Genomic DNA, 18,459 nt, shown 5'->3' with positions numbered 1-18,459 from the left:
TGGTGGATGCGGTGGTCCGCGTCAGGACAGTCCGAACTCCCGCATCCGGGCGTACAGCGTCGTCCGGCTGATCCCCAGTCGCCGGGCGGCCCGCGAGCGCACCCCACCGCACTCGGTGAGGGCGGCGACGATCGCGTCGTACTCCCCGCGGGCCAGCTCCCCGGGCCGGGGCGGGCGCGCCGAGCGGGACCGCGACGGCAGCGCGTCCACGTCGAGGGCCACGGACCCCTTCTCCTCGAGCCTGGTCAGGCAGTCGCCGAGGATCGAGCGCATGGTCACCAGGCCGTTGGGCAGGTCGAGCACGCAGGCCGCTTCTACGAACCGCGACGTCACCGTGGGTGGCCGCATCCCGCGCCGCGCGGCCAGGTCGGTGACCATGCGGCGGACGATCTCCTCGCCCTCGGCGCCGCGCTCGTGCAGGGGGCGGACCACCGTCCGCCGGTCGCACAGGTCGAGCACCGCCGTCACCGCGGGGCGCGGGTCGTCGCGACTGGTGACGACGACGAGGTGGTCCCCGGCCGATTCCATGCGCGCGGCCAACCGGCGCAGATCGGCGTCGTCCAACAGGTCGATGTCGTCCAGGATCACCGGCCCGGAACGCTCGCGGAGTGCGGGGGCGACCATCTCCCGCCATGCCGTGGCGGCGTCATCCGCCTCGGCGAGCCGGAGATGGCGGGCCCCGGGGCCGGAGATCGCCCTCGCCGTCGTCGACCTCCCCGACCCCGACGGCCCCCGGACGGCGTGACTCCGCACCACCGTCGGCGCTTCCTCCGACGGCTCCGCATCCGTCGGGCCCGCGGTGCCGAGGGGGATCACCCGCGTCGTGGACGTAGCGGACGCGGACGCGTTGGACGGCCCGGGGAACGTCAGGTCCAGCAGGTGCCCGCGGCGCCCCACGCGGCTGGTGGCCACACCCACGGCGCCCACCGACAGTTCCACGACCTCACCCACCTCGTCGCGCTCGACCAGTCGGCGAAGGGTGACGAGGTCACTGGAGTCCAGTCGCTCGAGGCTCGAGTGCGAGGCCAGCACCACCTCGTCGCCGAACGCGCACGTCGCGGTGTCGGAGGACCGGGTGCGCTCGACGAAGCGGCGCCACAGCTCTCGGTCGTCCGCGCGGGCGGTGTCGACGTACCGGGCTTCGATGTCCGCGACGATCTTGCGGACGAAGGGGGCGAACAGGTGCGAGGCGTCCGCGCTCATTCCCGTGAGGTCGACCGCGCCCACCAGGCGCCGGGTGAGCGGGTCGATGATCGGGTGCCCGTAGCAGACGAAGTCGCGCAGGACCTCCGCGAAGTGCTGCTCGCCGTGGATGAAGACCCCGGCCCGCGTCTCGAGCGCCGTGCCGATCCCGTTGTTCCCCACGGCCTCCTCGGTGAGCGTGGCGCCGTCGTCGACCCCACGCTTGAGCAGCATGCGGGAGATCCGTGCGTTGTCGCGGACCGTCCGTATTACCCGGCCCTCGCGATCGGCCAGCAGGAGCGTGGCACCCGTGTCGAGCAGGACGGTGTCGAGGCCGTCCATCACCGGGCGCGCGGCCTCGGCCAGGCGGTGCGAGCGGGTGGCGCGCGGGTCGGGCGCACCCGGCCTCGCGCTCTTCGGGGTCAGGCCGCTCAGCTCGGACCGACGCCACGCCGTGCCCAGAGGGTCCGCGTCAGACGAGAAGGACGGGTGGGCGATCTGGGGCAAAGGGCACCTCCGGAGGGGCGAGGGGTGTGAGCCACACCATACGTGCGCGGTCACGTCCGCGTGGTCTCCCCGGAGACGGTGACTCCCGGTGCGGTCAGGGACGGCTCGCCGCGTGGGCCGGATGAACCAGGTGGGCGGGGAGCGCGGCCGTCCGCGCCGTGGGCGGGCGCGAGGCGAAGCGGGCGGAGACGGCGTCCGCACACTCGGTCACGGCCTCGACGGCACGGGCGACCGCGCGACCGGTCATCCGGCGGCCCGGCGCGACGGCCACGGATCCGACCGCCCGTCCGTCCGCCCGCAGTATGGGCGCCGCGACCGAGGCCACGGCCAGATCCGCGGCGGCGTCGAGTTCGGCGTCGGTCACGTCGATCTCCGACAGTTCGACGAACAGCTCGGACACCCGGTCGCGGACCAGGGCGCCGATGCCGGAGGTCTCCAGCGAGTCGGCCATCCGCAGCAGCTCGCGGCGGGCCGGGGTGAGCCGCTCGATCGACCAGCCGCGCCGCGCGATCTGGGGGAGCACCACCTCGAGCCGGTCGCGTGCGGCCGCCGTCAGCCCCGCCGAGTCCGCCAGCCACTGACGTTGCTCGCCCAGGGGCAGGCGGGCCGCCAGCTCGCGCGCGAAGGGGGCGCGCACCGGGACCACGTGGCCGACGGGCATCGCCTCGCGCGACGCGGTGCGCATGCCGGCGCCGACCGAGTCGACGACCTCCGCCATCCCGTCGCGGACCTCGAACACCACGGCCGCGATCCCGGTGGCGTCCGCCAGGGCCTCGAGCGGCTGGCGGGCGGCCCGGACCAGATCGACCTCCGCGGCCAACGCCGCCCCGACCTCACGCAGCTCCGGCCCGGCCCGCCATCCGCCCCCCGTCTTCTCCGCCCAACCCTGGGCGTCCATCTCCGCGAGGACCGCGTGGAGGGTGGAGCGGCTGGCCCCGGTCAGTCTCGCGATCTCCGCCAGGGGCAGGGGCGGGCCGTCGGTGGCCAGCGCGCGGAGAACCGAGAGTACGCGGTGGGTCGGTTCGTGTCGCATAGACGGCATTCTATGTCGCATATCCGACGGGTCGGGGGCGATTGGTCTCACCGAGATGGAAATCCGGGCGGGTCGGGCGCAGGATGGTCCGGACGCCCAAAGGTAGACAGATCGGTCTGCCCAGCTGTCCGGTTCGCCGGGCCAGCCCACGACACTGGAGGTCGCATGACGACGAGGTCGGCGGTGACGCTCTCGCATCTCGACGCGCTCGAGGCGGAGTCCGTCCACATCTTCCGCGAGGTAGCCGCGCAGTTCGAACGCCCGGGGATGCTGTTCTCCGGCGGCAAGGACTCGGTGGTGATGTTCCACCTCGCCCGCAAAGCCTTCTGGCCCGCGCCGATGCCGTTCCCGCTCATGCACGTCGACACCGGGCACAACTTCGACGAGGTGATCGAGTACCGCGACCGCGTCGTCGCGGAGACCGGCGTCCAGCTGCTCGTCTCCCACGTCCAGGACGACATCGACGCCGGTCGCGTGGTCGAGGACACCGGGGTGGGCGCGAGCCGCAACCGTCTCCAGACCACGGCACTGCTGCGCGGGATCCAGGAGAACCGCTTCGACGCCGTCTTCGGTGGCGCGCGCCGCGACGAGGAGAAGGCCCGCGCCAAGGAGCGCGTCTTCTCCTTCCGCGACGCGTTCGGCGCCTGGGATCCGCGCGCGCAGCGGCCCGAACTGTGGAAGCTGTACAACGGCAAGCACCGCAAGGGTGAGCACATCCGCGTGTTCCCGCTGTCCAACTGGACCGAGCTGGACATCTGGCAGTACATCGAGCGCGAGGACATCGACCTGCCGCCGATCTACTACGCCCACGAGCGTGAGGTCATCGAGCGGGACGGCATGCTCCTGGCCAAGACCCGATTCCTGGAGACGCTGCCGCACGAGGAGGCGCGCACCGAGCTCGTGCGCTTCCGCACCGTCGGCGACGCCACCTGCACGGGCTGCGTCGAGTCCGACGCCGCCGACAACGCCGCCGTCGTCGCCGAGGTCGCGGGCACCCGCGTCACCGAGCGCGGCGCCACCCGCGCCGATGACCGGATCTCCGAGGCCGGCATGGAAGACCGCAAGAAGGAGGGCTACTTCTGATGAGCACCCCCACCACGGCCACCGCGCCGGCCACCGCCGAGAGCGCCACCGAGCAGCTCCAGACCATGGCCGAGCACGCGCAGCTCCTGCGCATCGCCACCGCCGGCTCCGTCGACGACGGCAAGTCGACCCTCATCGGCCGACTGCTGTTCGACTCCAAGGGCATCTTCGAGGACCAGCTCGCCTCCATCGAGGCCACCTCTGCCAAGCGCGGCGACGAGTACACCGACCTCGCGCTGCTCACCGACGGGCTGCGGTCCGAGCGCGAGCAGGGCATCACGATCGACGTCGCCTACCGCTACTTCTCGACCCCGCGGCGCAAGTTCATCATCGCCGACACCCCGGGCCACGTGCAGTACACCCGCAACATGGTCACCGGCGCCTCGACGGCCGACGTGGCGATCATCCTCGTCGACGCCCGCAAGGGAGTGCTCGAGCAGACCCGCCGCCACGCCTTCCTCTCCGGCCTCCTCGGCATCCCGCGCCTGGTGGTGGCGGTGAACAAGATGGACCTCATCGACTATGACGAGGCCACCTTCGAGGCCATCCGCGCCGAGTTCACCGACTTCGCCGCCAAGCTCGAGGTCCACGACGTCACCTTCGTGCCGCTCTCGGCGCTCAAGGGCGACAACGTCGTGGAGCGGTCGGACGCCATGCCCTGGTACACGGGCCCGGCGCTGCTCGACCACCTCGAGAACGTGCACATCGCCTCGGACCGCAACCTCACCGACGTCCGGTTCCCCGTGCAGTACGTGATCCGCCCCCAGCGCGCCGACGGGTTGGATCACCGGTCCTTCGCCGGAACCGTCGCGGGTGGGATCATCAAGGTCGACGACGACGTGGTGGTCATGCCGTCCGGTCGGCAGTCCACCGTCAAGGCGATCTGGGGCCCGGGCGGAGCGGAGCTGGACGAAGCCGCTGCGCCCGCCGCGGTGACGATCGCGCTGAACGACGAGATCGACATCGTCCGCGGGGAGATGATCGCCCGGCCGGGCAACCGGCCCCACCAGGGCACCGAGCTCGAGGCCATGGTCTGCTGGTTCGCCGACGACACGACCCTCGAGACGAACAAGCGCTACATCGTCAAGCACACGACGCGCGAGACCAAGGCGATCGTGACGGGGATGGAGTACCGACTCGATGTCAACACGCTGCACCGGGACCCCGACTCGACCGAGCTCGAGCTCAACGAGATCGGGCGCATCGGCCTGCGCACGCAGACGCCGCTGATGTACGACCCGTACCGCCGCAACCGCGACACGGGCGCCTTCATCCTCGTGGACGAGACCACCGGCGACACGGTGGGCGCGGGCATGATCATCGGGCCCGCCACCACCGGCTCCAATGTGGTGTGGCACGCCGGGGCCGTCCAGCGCGGCGACCGCGGGCAGGGCCGCACGCTGTGGCTGACGGGCCTGTCCGGCTCGGGCAAGTCGACCATCGCCTCCGAGGTCGAGCGGCTGCTCATCGAGTCCGGGCACCCGGCGTACATCCTCGACGGCGACAACCTGCGCCACGGCCTCAACGCCGACCTCGGGTTCTCGGCCGAGGACCGGGCGGAGAACATCCGCCGCACCGCGGAGGTGGCGGCGCTGTTCGCCGATGCCGGCGTTGTCGTCATCTGTTCCCTCATCTCGCCCATGCGCGCCGACCGCGACGCGGCGCGCCAGGTCCACGCCAAGGCCGACCTGCCGTTCACCGAGGTCTTCGTGGACACCCCGCTGGCCGAGTGCGAGGCCCGCGATCCCAAGGGCCTGTACGCCAAGGCCCGCGCCGGCGAGATCCCCGAGTTCACCGGCGTCTCCGCGCCGTACGAGCCGCCGCTGACCCCCGACCTGCACGTGCGCCCCGAGGACGGGACCGCGGAAGAGGTCGCGCAGCGGATCCTCAGCTCCATCCTGGGAATCTGAGCCGGTGCCCGAGGCCCTGTGGACCTACGACTCGCTCGGCCTGCTGGTCGTCAGCGCCGTCATCGGCGTGGTGATCGGCCTGACGGGGATGGGCGGCGGCGCACTCATGACGCCGGCGCTCATCCTCGTGGGCATCCCGCCGACGGCGGCCGTCGCCAACGACCTGGTGGTCAACGCGGTCAACAAGGTCGTGGGCGCGGGCGTGCACTGGCGGCACGGCAAACCCAATCTCAAGATCGCGTTCTGGCTGATCATCGGCTCGGTGCCCACTGCGTACCTCGGCGCGTGGCTCGTGCACGCGATCGGGGCCGAGGACGTGCAGGGGATGCTCAAGAAGGCCATCGGCGCGACCCTCATCGTGGCGTCGACGGCCTACTTCCTGCGGGCGTTCTTCGAGATGTCCGGGCGTATCCGCGCCGGTGACGACCCGGACCCGCCGGTCAAGCCCGTGCTCACGCTGCTCGTCGGCGTGATCGGCGGTCTGATGGTGGGCATCACCTCGGTGGGCTCGGGGACCGTCATCATGATGTGCATCATGCTGCTCTACCCGACGCTGGCCGCGCTGCGGCTGGTGGGCACCGACCTCGTGCAGGCGGTCCCCCTGGTGATCGCGGCCGCGATCGGGCACGTCATGGTGACCGGCGTCGACTGGAACCTGCTCGTGCCGCTGCTCGTGGGCGGTGCGATCGGCACGTTCTTCGGCTCGAGGTTCGCCGGGCGCGTGCCGGGCGGGCTCATCCGCCGCGGCATCACGATCGTGCTCGCGGTGACGGCGTCGGCCATGCTCGGCGCGTCGCCGCTGCTGATCGGGATCATCACGCTGGTGCTGGTCGTGGGCGGCCCGCTGGTGTGGCGGATGCTCGTGCGCCGGTTCTCGGTGCACCTCGACAAGCCGGTGGAGCAGCGGCCCGGGGCATCGACTCACGCCTGAGTCGGGCGACACCGGGCCAGCCGCCCCGCCCACGCTGCCGCTCGCTGGGCTCAGCCGCACCCGCTACACGCAGCCGCACGCCAAGATGGCGTCTCGCGCGCACCGCGGGGTGGGCGAGACGCCATCGTGAGGAGCGGCTGTGTTGTGGGCGGGCAGGGGCTGGCGCGAGACGCCATCTTGGGGAGCGGCTGCGGCACGACGGCTGCGCGGCGGGCGCGTACTGCGGGGTGGGCGAGACGCCATGGCGAGGAGCGGCTGCGCCTCGGGCCGGTGCCGGCTGTGCTGTGAGCCGCGAGTCGGGCGGTGTCTAGCGGGCTTCCCAGGCGTCGGTGTCGAGGGTGAGCTCGTGGACCTCTCCCGGCAGGTGCCCGGCGGCCAGGTCGGCGATCGTCACCGCGTCCATCACCCGGCGTAGCGCCGCCCGCGACGCGATCCACACATGCTGCAGCACTGCCGCGCGCTCGTTGTAGACCACCGCCTCGGGCCGGACGTCGTAGACGCTGACCAGCGGCCCGTCGACCGCCCGCATGACGTCGGCGACCGTGATCTCGCCGGCGTCCCGGCCGAGGAACCACCCACCGGTCTTCCCCCGCCGGCTGGCGACCAGGCCCGCGCGCCGCAGGTCCGAGAGGATCGCCTGGAGGAAGCCGTGCGGGATGCCCTGCAGCCGGCCCAGTTCCTCCGCGCTGACCGGGCTGTCCCTGGGGTCCCGGGCGCGGTCGTCGCTCCGGGCCGCCGCGAGTTCGACGAGCGCGCGCAACGCGTAGTCGGACTTGGCGGTGACCCTCATGGGACACAGTCTCCCAGAGCGCCCGGCACACCGAGTGGGGGAGTGGCCGGGACCGGCCTGCACCACTTCGCCGTCCGTCCAGATGAACGAGCGACCAAGTGGCAGCGCCAGGGAGGCAGGCGTTGCACCCGCTCACATCTCAGGCGTGGACGGGAGCCGGTCCGGCGCTCGCGGACGGGGCGGGCCGGTCGGAGGTGCTGAACTCGTCGTCGTCGCCCCGGTTTCTCCTCTCGGCGAGCACGGCCCACGCGATCAGGCCGAACCAGACGGCGACCAGGGCGATGAGGACCGGGTTGGTGGCCGCGGCCGGCACCTCGGCCCAGAGCAGCAGGGTGCGCGCGTTGGTCACCACGATCAGGCCGCCGGCCGCGGTGCCGAGCACGCGCGCGGGCAGGTGCTTGACCAGCCACGCGGCGAACGGCGCCACGATCACGCCGCCGATGAGCAGCGCCAGCGCGTAACCCCAGTCGATCCCGGCGGCGCCCAGGCCGAGGAGGAAGCCGAGCGAGCCGCCCACGGCCACCACGAACTCGGAGGTGTCGATCGAGCCCACGACCTTGCGGGGTTCGACCCGGCCCGACGACAGCAGCGAGGTCGTGCCGACCGGGCCCCACCCGCCGCCCCCGAGCGAGTCGAGCGTCCCGCCGACGAGGCCGAGCGGCACGAGGAAGGCCGTCCGGACGCGCCCCTTGAACTCGGGGCGTCGGCCGCCGAGGGCGAGGAATCGGTAGAGGACGTAGAGGCCGAGCGCGAGCAGGATGGCGCCCACGACCGGTTTGGCCACGTCGGCCGGGAGGCTGCTGAGGAGGGTGGCGCCGGCGAACGCGCCGATCGCGCCCGGGACGGCGAGGATGCGCACGATCCGCCAGTCCACGTTGCCGAGCTTGTGATGGGAGAAGCCCGACGCGAGGGTGGTCCCGATCTCGGCGAAGTGCACGGATGCCGACGCGGCCGCGGGCGCGATGCCGGCCGCGACAAGGAGCGTCGTGGAGGTCACCCCGTAGGCCATGCCCAGGGAGCCGTCGATGAGTTGGGCGATGGCGCCGACGACGCCGAGAACGATGAGAGTCTTCACGGGCACCTCTGGGGTAGTGAATTGATTAAGTCGAGTGAGACAGTAGACATGAGAAGGCGGCTTTGTCTAGACCGATCTGTCTGTTCGCCCGACGCTGCCGACGCCCCACGGGCCGGGATCGGTCGGTGCGATGCACACGCACGACACCACTTCCGCCGATAAGAGATTTGTGACAATATAGGCGGACCGCGCTGGCTAGGGGGCCGGCGCCATGCTCGAGGAGACCCATGAACGAGGTCGGAGAGCGCGTGTGCTTTGTCGAGGAGACCGCGGACGGAGCCGTGTGGGGATGCCAGCGCTGCGGTGCTCGAAGTGGCACGCTGCCGTCACGGGGGGCGGCCCGGGTGGCGGCGGATGCGCACCGGTGCCCGGACCAGCCCGCCCGCGTGGTGCGCGAGTACGGACACGGTCGGCGCAGGGGACTCCGGTCGCGCTGGCGGTGAGCCTCCTAGGCTGGAGGCCATGACCTCCGCCACGCGCACCCCGGACCAGCAGCTCGCCGTCGACCTCGCCACGGACGCCGGCCGTCTGCTGGTGGAGCTCCGGTCCTCCGGACCCACGGGGCGCACGCTCGGCGACATCGGCGACCGTCGAGCCAACGAGCTGTTGCTCGAGCGGCTCGCCGACGCGCGTCCCGGCGACGCCGTCCTGTCCGAGGAGTCCAAGGACGATCTCTCCCGCGTGGACGCCGACCGCGTGTGGATCATCGACCCCGTCGACGGAACCCGCGAGTACGGGCTCGGCGACCGCCCCGACTGGGCTGTGCACGTGGCGCTGTGGGAGCGCGACGGGAACCCGGCGTCGTCACGGCTCACCGCCGCCGCGGTTGGACTACCGGCGCTCGGAGTGGTGTGTGGGGTCGACGACGACGAGATCTACGCCGCACCCGTGGGCAACGGCGGGGTCGACGGGGGAGGCCTCCTCCCGCCCCGCGTGGGCTCCCGGCCGCGGATCGTCCTCTCGGCCTCCCGCCCGCCCGCGTTCGCCCGTGCCGTGGCCGGCGCGGTGGACGGGGACCTGGTGCCGCTGGGCTCGGCCGGTGCCAAGGCGGCTGCCGTCGTTCGCGGCGAGGCCGACGCCTACATCCACGCGGGCGGGCAGTACCAGTGGGACTCCGCGGCGCCCGCCGGGGTCGCACTGGCCCGCGGGTTCGTGGCGGTGCGGATCGACGGCTCGCCGCTCGAGTACAACGTGGCGGAGACCTACCTACCGGACCTCGTCGTGTGCCGCGCCGACCTCGCCGACGCGATCCTCGGCGCGATCGCCGACGCCGACCGGGCCTGACCCGCGGACGCGGTCTGGCGCGCGGTCACGATCTGGCCGGCCGCCTCGGTCTGACCCGCAGCGGCTACGGCAGTCGCCGGACGTCGACCGCGCCGCCCCGGCACAGACCCGCCAGCGCGTCGAGCAGGGTCCGTCGGCGCAGTGGTGGTGACGTCCCGGCCCGGCCCGCGACGATCGCGTCGATCACCTCGCGTAGCGCCTCGTCCGCAGCGACCGTGGGGCGCCAGCCGAGCTCCGCGCGGGCGCGGGTGGTGTGCATGAGCGGGGCGCCGAACGCCAGATCGACCCAGCCGATGCTGATCGGCTGGAGGCGCAGCAGCCAGCTGATGTGGACGAGCTGCCGCAGCACGCGGTAGGGCAGGTGCACCGGCCGCGCGCCGAGTTCGCGGGCGAGCATGTCGAGGGTGATGGGCGGTTCGGCGGCGATGTTGAACGCGCCCTCCGCGCCGGACGTCGCGGCGGCCGCCAGGGCCGAGGCCATGTCGTCGCCGTGGACGAGCGGCACGGTGAGTCGGCGGTCCACCGGCAGGATCGGCAGCGCCCGGAGCAGTCGCGCGGGCGTGAGCGCCGGGGTGAAGTAGCGGAGCAGACCCGAGGCGGCCTCGGCGTGGACGATGAAGGCGGGCCGCATGCGGGCGATCGTCGGGGCGCCGGGATGCTTGCGCTCGTGCCGGTCCAGCAGCTGCTCGGCGGCCGTCTTGTGCCGGTTGTAGGCGGCGGTGGGCACTCCGCCGAGTTCGGCGTCCTCGCTGACCCGCCTGTCGACCGAGACCCCGGGTCCGCCGTCGGAGACGGGGGCGTAGGCGCCCACCGAGGACTGGTGCACCAGGTGCGGCACGCCCGCCAGCCGGCACGCCTCCACGACCGCGGCGGTCCCGCCGACGCCCAGCCGGTGATGGTGGTCCACGTCGCGGGTGGGCTGGAAGCCCCAGGCGAGGTGGATGACCGCGTCGGCGCCGCGGAAGATCTCCACCAGGTCGTGGGCGCTCGCGTACGACAGGTCGACGCGGTGCCAGGAGGCGCCGCTATACGGAGGGGTGGCGGGTGGGATGCGGCGACACAGGCCCACCACCTCGTGGCCGTCGGCGAGCAGCCTCCGCAACAGCGGGGTGCCCACGTTGCCGCTCGCGCCGGTGACGACGATCCGCATCCGGCGGGCCGGGGAATCTGGCTCCGGGTTCTGCGTCATCGCCCCATGGTCGGATACGCGCGCGGGCTTCGCATCCGGACCGCGTGGGCGCCCGGTCGCGGGACGGCCACGGCCCGGCGATAAGGGGGAGAACCCGGTCCGGTGGGACGAGCGACGGCCCGGTCCCGCGAAGACGGGGCCGGGCCGTGTACTCAGCGGTCGGGCAGGCGCTCATCACCGCGCCCGCCGGGCCGGAGCTCAGGAGTTGTCGACGACCAGCGCGCCGGCGATGGCGGCCATGAACGCGTCCTTGGCCAGGGACATGCCCTCCTGGCTGGGGCGGATGCCGTCGGACTCGGTCATCTCCGGGTTGCGGAAGTACATCGCCAGTAGGCCCGCCGAGAAGACGCCGAGGGCCGCGCCGGCGATCCGGCGGGGCACCACCGGGGTGAGCAGCGTGGCGCCGATGCCGATCTCCGAGTAGGCGACGAACTTGCCGAAGGTGTCCGGATTCATCTGGTTCACGGCGGGCACGCCCGTGGCGGCGAAACCCTGCAGGCCCTGCGCGGCCTCGGTGGGCATGCCGCGCTTGCTCAGGCCGGAGTTGAGGACGAAAGCGCCGGTGACGCCGCGGAGGATCGCGTTGGACAGGCTCATCGGTTTCTCCTTTGATCGTTGTCGCGTGTGCGTTCGTACACCACTTTGGTGACGTGACACAGAACAGAGTAGCCCAGCCGGGTCCGGACGCCACATCACAGGGGAGCCACCGTATCCCTCCGGGCGTGCGGGCGCACGGACACGCGCGTCCGGAGGGTGCGGGCCCCGGCACGGATGCGGAAGGGCCCCGGTGATGCCAGAGTTCAAGGTATGAGCACGACGAGCCGCGACATCACCGACAAACCCAGTTCGGATGCCGACCCCGATCACGGTAAGCCCGAGTCGCCCACCTCGCTGAAGGGCAGCGCGTGGAAGATCGGTATCAAGCGCGCCCTGTCCGAGTTCTCCAGGGACAAGTGCACCGATCTCGCCGCGAGTCTGACGTACTTCGCGGTGTTGTCCTTGTTCCCCGCCCTGCTCGCGGTGGTCTCGCTCCTCGGCGTGTTCGGCCAGGGCCAGGCCACGGTGGACGCGGTCATGGAACTCCTCGAGGGCGCCGCCCCCGAGGAGACCCTCGCCGCGCTGCGCGGGCCCATCGAGTCGGTCGTCAACACCCCGGCCGCCGGCATCGCCCTCATCACCGGTCTCGCCGGTGCGCTGTGGTCGGCCTCGGGCTACGTCGGCGCGTTCGGCCGGGCGATGAACCGCATCTACGAGGTCGAAGAAGGTCGGCCCTTCTGGAAGCTCAAGCCCGTCACGGTTCTGCTGACCGCGGTCCTGTTGCTCCTGGTCTGTCTCGCCGGGCTCATCCTGGTGGTGAGCGGACCGATCGCCGAATGGGCGGGGAATCTGATCGGTCTGGGGGAGACGGCCGTGACCGTGTGGGGGATCGCCAAGTGGCCGGTGCTCGTCCTCGTCGTCGTCGTCATCCTGGCCGTGCTCTACGGGTTCGCGCCCAACGTCAAGCAACCCAAGTTCCGCTGGATCTCGATCGGCGCCGTCATCGCGCTGCTCGTGTGGGCGGTGGCGACCGGCGGCTTCGTCTTCTACGTGACCAACTTCAGCAGCTACAACGCCACCTACGGCTCCCTCGCCGGCGTCATCATCTTCCTGCTCTGGCTGTGGATCACCAACAACGCGCTGCTGTTCGGGGCGGAGGTCGACGCCGAGGTCGAGCGTGCCCGCGAGCTGCAGGCGGGGATGCATGCGGAGGAGACCATCCAGCTCCCGCCGCGCGACACCACGGCGAGCGACAAGGCGGCCGAGAAGCACCAGCAGACCGTTGACGACGCGGCCGACGTCCGCCGCGAGGCCCAGGCGGAGGAGGCCCGCCGCCGCGACTGACCGCCGGAGACCTCCCAGCCTGGCCCGACGCGGCGCGCGGGTCAGGCCGGCGACGCCGTTATGTCGTGGTGGTACACCACCTGCAACGCCAGGTCCTGGTAGCGGCGCACGAGCTCGTCGACGGGTAGAGGGCCGGCGGGGTCGTACCAATGGGCGATCGCGTTGCACATACCGAGGATGGATCTGTACGAATCCTCGGGATATGGAGTGCGGAAATCTCCGGATGCGACGCCGTCCGCCACCGCTAGACGCAGCGGCTCACTGGATTGCCGTTGACGCTCTCTATACGCGTCGAGGTGCTCCGGCTCGAGATTTCGTGTTTCCGTCTGCACCAGCCGGGACTGTTCCTGTTCGAGTGTTCGGAATCGGACCAGGGAGGCCACGTACCCGAGTAGACGACCGGTGGGGGTGGGATCCTCGGCCTCGAATTCTGCGCGGACCCGCTGTTCGAAGGAGTCCATACCCGCGTTGAGCATTGCCGCGAGGAGTTCTTGCTTGCTGGCGTAGTGGTAGTACATGGCCGACAGGCTCACACCGGTCTTCTGGGCGATCGAGCGGATTGATGCGCCGCCGTAGCCCCGCTCGACGAACTCGCGGCGCGCGACCGCCAACAATTCGTTCTGAATCGTGCCACCAGTCATCGTGCCCCCTCATCCGGCTGCCGACTGCGGCCGACGATTCGCTCTGCCCGCCAGCGCATCTTCGCGGGCGTCTCTCGAGAACAATATCCTCATGAAGTTCTCCCTCTTTTTCTCGGACTACTCCTCTCCGGAGCACCGCGGTGATACAGCGCGCATGGTCGGGGGTTTCAGCGATCGCCCAGCGCAGTGGAAGCTCATTTCGGGGCCATGCGTATCGCGCCGTCGATGCGGATGGTCTCGCCGTTGATCATCGAGTTGTCGAGGATGTGCATCGCGAGCTTGGCGTACTCGTCGGGTCGGCCTAGCCGCGAGGGGTGGGGGATCTGTGCCGCAAGGCTCTCGACCAGCGCCGCCGGGTGCCGGTCAAAAATTGGTGTTTCAAAGATTCCGGGGGCGATGGTGTTGACGCGGATTTGGCGTCGCGCGAGGTCGCGAGCGGCGACGATCGTCATTCCGACGATCTCTGCCTTGGAGGCCGAGTAGGGCATCTGTCCGATCTGCCCCTCCCACGCTGCTACAGAGGCCGTCATCACGACCACACCGCGCTCCCCGTCCACGGGTTGGTTCTTGGCCATCTCGGCCGCGGCGATGCGCAGGACGTTGAACGACCCGAGGAGGTTCACGCGCACCACTGTTTCGAAGTCTTCCATCGAGCCGGGTTCGCCCTCCCTGCCCACAACCCGGACGGTTCGTCCGATGCCCGCGCAATGGATGACCGCTCTCAGCGGGGCTCGCTCTGTGGCCGCCAGCACGACACCGGTGCCTCCCGAACGACTCAGCCACCTGCTTCCCGTCCGAGGACGGGAGGTCCGCCAGGACTGTGGGGACTCCGGCCTCGACGAGCCGGGCCACTGTGGCGCGGCCGAGTCCTGAGGCCCCTCCGGTCACCAGCGCGCTCGCATCTGTGAGGTGCATCGGCACCGCCTTTCTCTGCAAGAGGGGTCAGAGCGCTTCGACGACGGTGGCGTTGGCCCTGCCTCCGGCCTCGCACATCGTCTGGAGGCCGTATCGCCCACCGGTTCGGTGCGGGTGGTGGATCATCGTGATCATGAGGCGGGCGCCCGAGGCGCCCAGGGGGTGCCCGAGTGCGATCGCCCCGCCGACGGGGTTAAGTTTGTCGTCGTCGGCACCCATCTCGTCCCTCCAGGCCAGCGGCACGGATGCGAAGGCCTCATTGACCTCGTAGGCGTCCATCTGCTCGAGAGTCATCCCGGCACGGCTCAGTACCTTGCGTGCGGCCGGGATTGGGCCGGTGAGCATGAGGACCGGATCGTCGGCGACGACGGCAGAGGCCACGATCCTCGCGATCGGGGTCAGTCCGAGGGACTGCGCGACATCCTCGTTCATGACGAGAATCGCAGCGGCGCCATCGGTGATCTGCGAGGAACTGCCGGCTGTGATCATCCATTCCAGCTCGGGGTACCGTCCTCGTGCCGGACTGGAATCGAACGCGGTACGAAAACCGGCCAGACTCTCGGCGGTGGTGTGGGGTCGAATCGATTCGTCGCCGTCGACCACATCCGCCGGCGTGGTGACCGGCACGATCTCGTCGTCGCAACACCCCGCTGAGCGCGCGGCGTCGGCTCGTGCGTGAGAGCGCGCGGCGTCGGCTCGTGCGTGAGAGCGCGCGGCGTCGGCTCGTGCGTGAGAGCGCGCGGCGTACTCGTCGATTCGCTCGCGGGACAGGCTCCATCTCGCCGCCACCAGCTCGGCGGCCACGCCCTGGTTGGTCAGGTCTGGGTACCGCTCGTGTACGGCCGGGCCGTTGGGGTCCATATCGAGCTTGTTGAGTCCCATGTGGATCCGGCTCATGGATTCGAGTCCGGCTGCGATCACGACGTCGTATCCGCCGGCGACCACCCCTTGGACGGCGAAGTCCACCGCCTGCTGGCTGGATCCGCACTTGCGTTCGACCGTTACGCCGGGGACGTGCTCCGGGAATCCGGCGGCGAGGGCGGCCTGACGGCCCACGGTGCCGGACTGCTCGCCGACCTGGCTGACGACCCCGACGATCACGTCCTCGACGGTCCTCGTGTCGAGGCCTGTCCGGTTCGCGAGTCCGGAGAGGACCTGGCCCAACAGATCGACCGGATGCAGGTCAGCGATCGCGCCGCCCGGTTCACCCTTGCCCATCGGGGAGCGGACGGCGTCGACTATGACTGCGTTGGGCACGGGTTCTCCGATTCTCGTGAGGAGTCGGGTGACGACTCGGGTGTCCGACGTCCGGCGGAGGCGTCCAGCCGATGCTTGACCAGCTTCCCGGTCTGGGTGCGGGGGATGAGCTCGGTGAACGCGACGCTCGCGGGGCACTTGTACCGGGCGATCTTGTCGAGGCAGTGCTGCTTGATCCGCTCGGCCACCTCATCGGTCGGAGGGACCCCTGGTGCCAACTGGACCACGGCCTTGACAGCCTGCCCCATCACGTCGTCGGGCACCCCGATCACCGCGACATCGATGACGGCCGGGTGCACGGCGATGCAGTTCTCGATCTCCTGCGGGTAGATGTTCACCCCGCCCGAGATGATCGTGAACTTGGCACGGTCGGTGAGGAACAGATAACCGTCCTCGTCGAGATGGCCGATGTCGCCGATGGTGGTCCAGTTCTCGTGATCAGGGTGCCGCGTATCGGCGGTCTTCTCTGGATCGTTGTGGTACTCGAAGCAATAGTCGTCCCGTTCGAAGTAGATCCACCCGTCCTGCCCGGTGGGGAGTACCTCACCCAGCTCGTCGCAGATGTGGACGATGCCGGAGGACCCCGGGCCGACGCGGCCCACGCTGCCTGGCTTGAGTAGCCACTCCGCTGGGGAGATTGTGGTGGCCCCGTTGGACTCGGTGGATGAGTAGTACTCGTAGATCACGGGACCCCACCAGTCGAGCATGGCCTGCTTGATCTCAACCGGGCAGGGTGCGGCGGCGTGGATCGCGACCTGCATCGAGGACACGTCGTAGGATTCGCGCACGCCCTGCGGCAATCTGAGCATCCGGATGAAGTGGGTGGGAACCCACTGGCTGTGCGTGACGCCGTACTTCTGTATCGCGGCCAGGGACCGCTCCGGGTCGAAGCGGTCCATGAGGATCACTGTCCCGCCGTGGGCCTGCGCACCCGTGGCGTACCGCAGGGGTGCGGCATGGTAGATCGGGGCGGGGGATAGGTAGACGGTGTGCTCGCCGAAGTCGTAGTTGCGCTTCATGCGCGCAGTGAGCGAAGGACCCGGCTCGTCGCCCACCTGAGCGCCGTCGAGTGCGGGCTTGATCCCCTTGGGCCGTCCGGTGGTGCCGGAGGAGTAGAGCATGTCCGCGCCACGTGGTTGGTCTGCCGGCGGTGCGGCGGACATCCCCGCCATGGTGGCCTCGTAGTTGACGTGACCGGGGACCTCGCCCGCGAACGCCAGGCGGTGCTCGACGTCCGGCGTGTGCTCGACGATCGCCGCACCGAGGTCTGCGAGAGGGCCGGAGACGAGCAGAACGCGGGCTCCGCTGTCTCCCACGATGTAGGCGACTTCCTCGGTGGTCAGATGGGTATTGACCATCGTGAAATAGAGGCCGCACCTCATAGCGCCCCAGTAGAGTTCGAAGACGCTTGCGTCGTTGACCGACAGGGCGGCGATGTGATCGCCGGGCTTCAATCCCTGGGCGAGGAGCCAGTTGGCAAACCGCACGGAGCGGGTCTCGAGATCGGAGAAGGTGACTACGCGCCCGGTGGCGTCCTCGATGACGGCCGGTTTGTCGGGGTGGGTCGCGGCGAATCTTCCGGGATACATGTCGTCCTCCTTCGGTGAGTCAGAGCCCGAGGCTCTTGGCGATGATCGACTTCATGACCTCGCTCGTGCCGCCGTAGATCCGGGAGACGCGGGTGTCGGCGTAGAGGCGGGCGATCGGGTACTCGGTGATGTAGCCGTAGCCACCGTGCAACTGCAGGCAGCGGTCGATCACCCGCGCGGCCATCTCCGTGGCGTGGAGTTTGGCTTTGGCGGCATCGGCGACGGTGAGCTCGCCGCGGTCGAGCAGCTCTAGGCACCGGTCGACGTACACGCGGGCCACCTCCACCTCGGTCGCGCATTCGGCTAGTACGAATTTCGTGTTCTGAAAGCTCGAGACGGGCTTGCCGAACACATTCCGGTCACGCGTGTAGTCGGCGGCGAGGCGAAGCGCGGCCTCGGACTGCGAGACAGCGTTGAGCGCGATGCTCAGGCGCTCCTGCGGAAGGTTGTGGGTGAGGTATGCGAATGCCGCGTCCTTCTCGCCTAATAGGTTCTCCGCCGGCACTTTGACGTCGGCAAATGACAATTCGGCGGTATCTTGCTGACGCAGGCCGATCTTTTCGAGCTTCCGTCCCACGGAGAAGCCCTCCGAGTCAGTGGGCACGCACAGGATGGACAACCCGTGGCGTCGGTTCTCGGGGTCGAATGGGGAGGTGCGGCAGATCGTCAGGATCATATCCGCGGTGACGCCGCCGGTGATGAAGGTCTTGGACCCGTTGACGATGTAGTGGCTCCCGTCGTCGCTGAGCTTGGCGGTGGTGGCGATGTTCGCCAGGTCCGACCCGGTGCCGGGCTCTGTCATCGCGATGGCGGTCATCAGCTCCCCGGAGGCGAACCCCGGCAGCCAACGCTCCTTCTGCTTCTGCGTCCCGTACTCGAGGAGGTAGGGGAGGATCAGGCAGCAGTGCACGGTGTACGAGCCGAAGGACACACCGGCGCGGGCGACCTCTTCGAACACGATCGCGCTGTATTTGAAGCTGGTTTCACCACCGCCTCCGAATTCCTCAGGGACCTGGACGCCGAGGATGCCCAGATCGCCGAGCTTTCGAAAGAACTCGCGTGGCGGACGCCCCAGCTCGTCCCACTCCTCACGATGCGGGGCCACCTCTTTGGCGATGAAGTCGCGTACCAGTTTGCGGAACTCGTCCTGCTCGCGGGAGAAGATCGTTCGCTGCATGCTTCACTCCAGTGT

At 70.2% G+C, this 18,459-nt stretch carries 16 protein-coding genes and 1 pseudogene; 6 read left to right on the top strand and 11 right to left on the bottom strand.

All coding sequences use genetic code 11. The features are described 5' to 3' along the window. Window positions 1-21: 21 nt before the first annotated feature. Complete coding sequence (locus tag A6035_RS12460; RefSeq protein WP_108848033.1) at window positions 22-1,689, bottom strand: helix-turn-helix domain-containing protein; 1,668 nt, start codon at window positions 1,687-1,689, stop codon at window positions 22-24. Window positions 1,690-1,783: 94 nt separating this feature from the next. Continuing rightward, window positions 1,784-2,722 (bottom strand): helix-turn-helix domain-containing protein, encoded by a 939-nt coding sequence (locus tag A6035_RS12455; protein ID WP_108848032.1) that lies wholly within the window; start codon window positions 2,720-2,722, stop codon window positions 1,784-1,786. Window positions 2,723-2,887: 165 nt separating this feature from the next. Here A6035_RS12455 and cysD point away from each other — a divergent pair, with 165 nt between their 5' ends. The 3 genes from cysD to A6035_RS12440 are packed head-to-tail and all read left to right on the top strand — an operon-like array spanning window position 2,888 to window position 6,646. Further along, window positions 2,888-3,805 (top strand): sulfate adenylyltransferase subunit CysD, encoded by a 918-nt coding sequence (gene cysD, locus A6035_RS12450; RefSeq protein WP_108848031.1) that lies wholly within the window; start codon window positions 2,888-2,890, stop codon window positions 3,803-3,805. Further along, entirely contained in the window at window positions 3,805-5,715 is a 1,911-nt protein-coding gene (cysN, locus tag A6035_RS12445) for a sulfate adenylyltransferase subunit CysN (protein ID WP_108848030.1), read from the top strand. The genes cysD and cysN overlap by 1 nt, the downstream gene beginning before the upstream one ends. Before the next feature lie 4 nt (window positions 5,716-5,719). Then, window positions 5,720-6,646 (top strand): sulfite exporter TauE/SafE family protein, encoded by a 927-nt coding sequence (locus A6035_RS12440; RefSeq protein ID WP_108848029.1) that lies wholly within the window; start codon window positions 5,720-5,722, stop codon window positions 6,644-6,646. A gap of 307 nt (window positions 6,647-6,953) precedes the next feature. Here the strand turns inward: A6035_RS12440 and A6035_RS12435 are convergent, their stop codons facing one another. Next, the gene (locus A6035_RS12435; RefSeq protein WP_108848028.1) at window positions 6,954-7,436 is read right to left on the bottom strand and encodes an RrF2 family transcriptional regulator; all 483 of its coding nucleotides are present in this window, start codon (window positions 7,434-7,436) and stop codon (window positions 6,954-6,956) included. 139 nt (window positions 7,437-7,575) lie between these two features. Further along, on the bottom strand, window positions 7,576-8,511 hold the full coding sequence (locus tag A6035_RS12430) for a sulfite exporter TauE/SafE family protein (RefSeq protein WP_108848027.1): 936 nt from the start codon (window positions 8,509-8,511) through the stop codon (window positions 7,576-7,578). Between the two features lie 227 nt (window positions 8,512-8,738). Here A6035_RS12430 and A6035_RS18260 point away from each other — a divergent pair, with 227 nt between their 5' ends. Together A6035_RS18260 and A6035_RS12425 are read left to right on the top strand one after the other, a co-directional pair. Continuing rightward, window positions 8,739-8,954, top strand: a complete 216-nt coding sequence (locus tag A6035_RS18260) for a hypothetical protein (protein ID WP_153038728.1) — start codon at window positions 8,739-8,741, stop codon at window positions 8,952-8,954. A 19-nt stretch (window positions 8,955-8,973) separates the two neighbouring features. Next, complete coding sequence (locus A6035_RS12425) at window positions 8,974-9,795, top strand: 3'(2'),5'-bisphosphate nucleotidase CysQ (protein ID WP_108848026.1); 822 nt, start codon at window positions 8,974-8,976, stop codon at window positions 9,793-9,795. 64 nt (window positions 9,796-9,859) lie between these two features. Here the strand turns inward: A6035_RS12425 and A6035_RS12420 are convergent, their stop codons facing one another. After that, window positions 9,860-10,984 carry an NAD-dependent epimerase/dehydratase family protein gene (locus A6035_RS12420; RefSeq protein ID WP_244192431.1) on the bottom strand — a complete coding sequence of 375 codons (1,125 nt, stop codon included), beginning with the start codon at window positions 10,982-10,984 and terminating at the stop codon, window positions 9,860-9,862. A gap of 198 nt (window positions 10,985-11,182) precedes the next feature. Next, window positions 11,183-11,581: a hypothetical protein gene (locus tag A6035_RS12415; protein ID WP_108848024.1), complete on the bottom strand. Its 399-nt coding sequence runs from the start codon at window positions 11,579-11,581 to the stop codon at window positions 11,183-11,185. A gap of 210 nt (window positions 11,582-11,791) precedes the next feature. Between A6035_RS12415 and A6035_RS12410 the strand changes: the two genes are divergently transcribed. Continuing rightward, window positions 11,792-12,865 carry a YihY/virulence factor BrkB family protein gene (locus A6035_RS12410; RefSeq protein WP_108848023.1) on the top strand — a complete coding sequence of 358 codons (1,074 nt, stop codon included), beginning with the start codon at window positions 11,792-11,794 and terminating at the stop codon, window positions 12,863-12,865. A gap of 41 nt (window positions 12,866-12,906) precedes the next feature. Here the strand turns inward: A6035_RS12410 and A6035_RS12405 are convergent, their stop codons facing one another. From A6035_RS12405 to A6035_RS12385, 5 genes and pseudogenes are all read right to left on the bottom strand, one after another. After that, window positions 12,907-13,506 carry a TetR/AcrR family transcriptional regulator gene (locus A6035_RS12405; RefSeq protein WP_108848022.1) on the bottom strand — a complete coding sequence of 200 codons (600 nt, stop codon included), beginning with the start codon at window positions 13,504-13,506 and terminating at the stop codon, window positions 12,907-12,909. 194 nt (window positions 13,507-13,700) lie between these two features. After that, window positions 13,701-14,421, bottom strand: a pseudogene (locus A6035_RS12400) (SDR family NAD(P)-dependent oxidoreductase). Window positions 14,422-14,448: 27 nt separating this feature from the next. Beyond that, on the bottom strand, window positions 14,449-15,678 hold the full coding sequence (locus A6035_RS12395; protein WP_108848021.1) for a thiolase family protein: 1,230 nt from the start codon (window positions 15,676-15,678) through the stop codon (window positions 14,449-14,451). After that, a complete protein-coding gene (locus A6035_RS12390; protein ID WP_108848020.1) occupies window positions 15,660-17,267 on the bottom strand; it encodes an acyl-CoA synthetase in 1,608 nt (535 codons plus the stop codon). Before A6035_RS12390 ends, A6035_RS12395 begins: the two co-directional genes overlap by 19 nt. A gap of 19 nt (window positions 17,268-17,286) precedes the next feature. Continuing rightward, window positions 17,287-18,444: an acyl-CoA dehydrogenase family protein gene (locus A6035_RS12385; protein ID WP_108848019.1), complete on the bottom strand. Its 1,158-nt coding sequence runs from the start codon at window positions 18,442-18,444 to the stop codon at window positions 17,287-17,289. Between the last annotated feature and the right edge of the window lie 15 nt (window positions 18,445-18,459).

Origin of the sequence: Dietzia lutea (genome assembly GCF_003096075.1) — a bacterium.
GTDB classification, from domain to species: domain Bacteria; phylum Actinomycetota; class Actinomycetes; order Mycobacteriales; family Mycobacteriaceae; genus Dietzia; species Dietzia lutea.
Note: the sequence above shows the minus strand (reverse complement) of the source record. Positions and strands in the feature narration are given on the sequence as shown.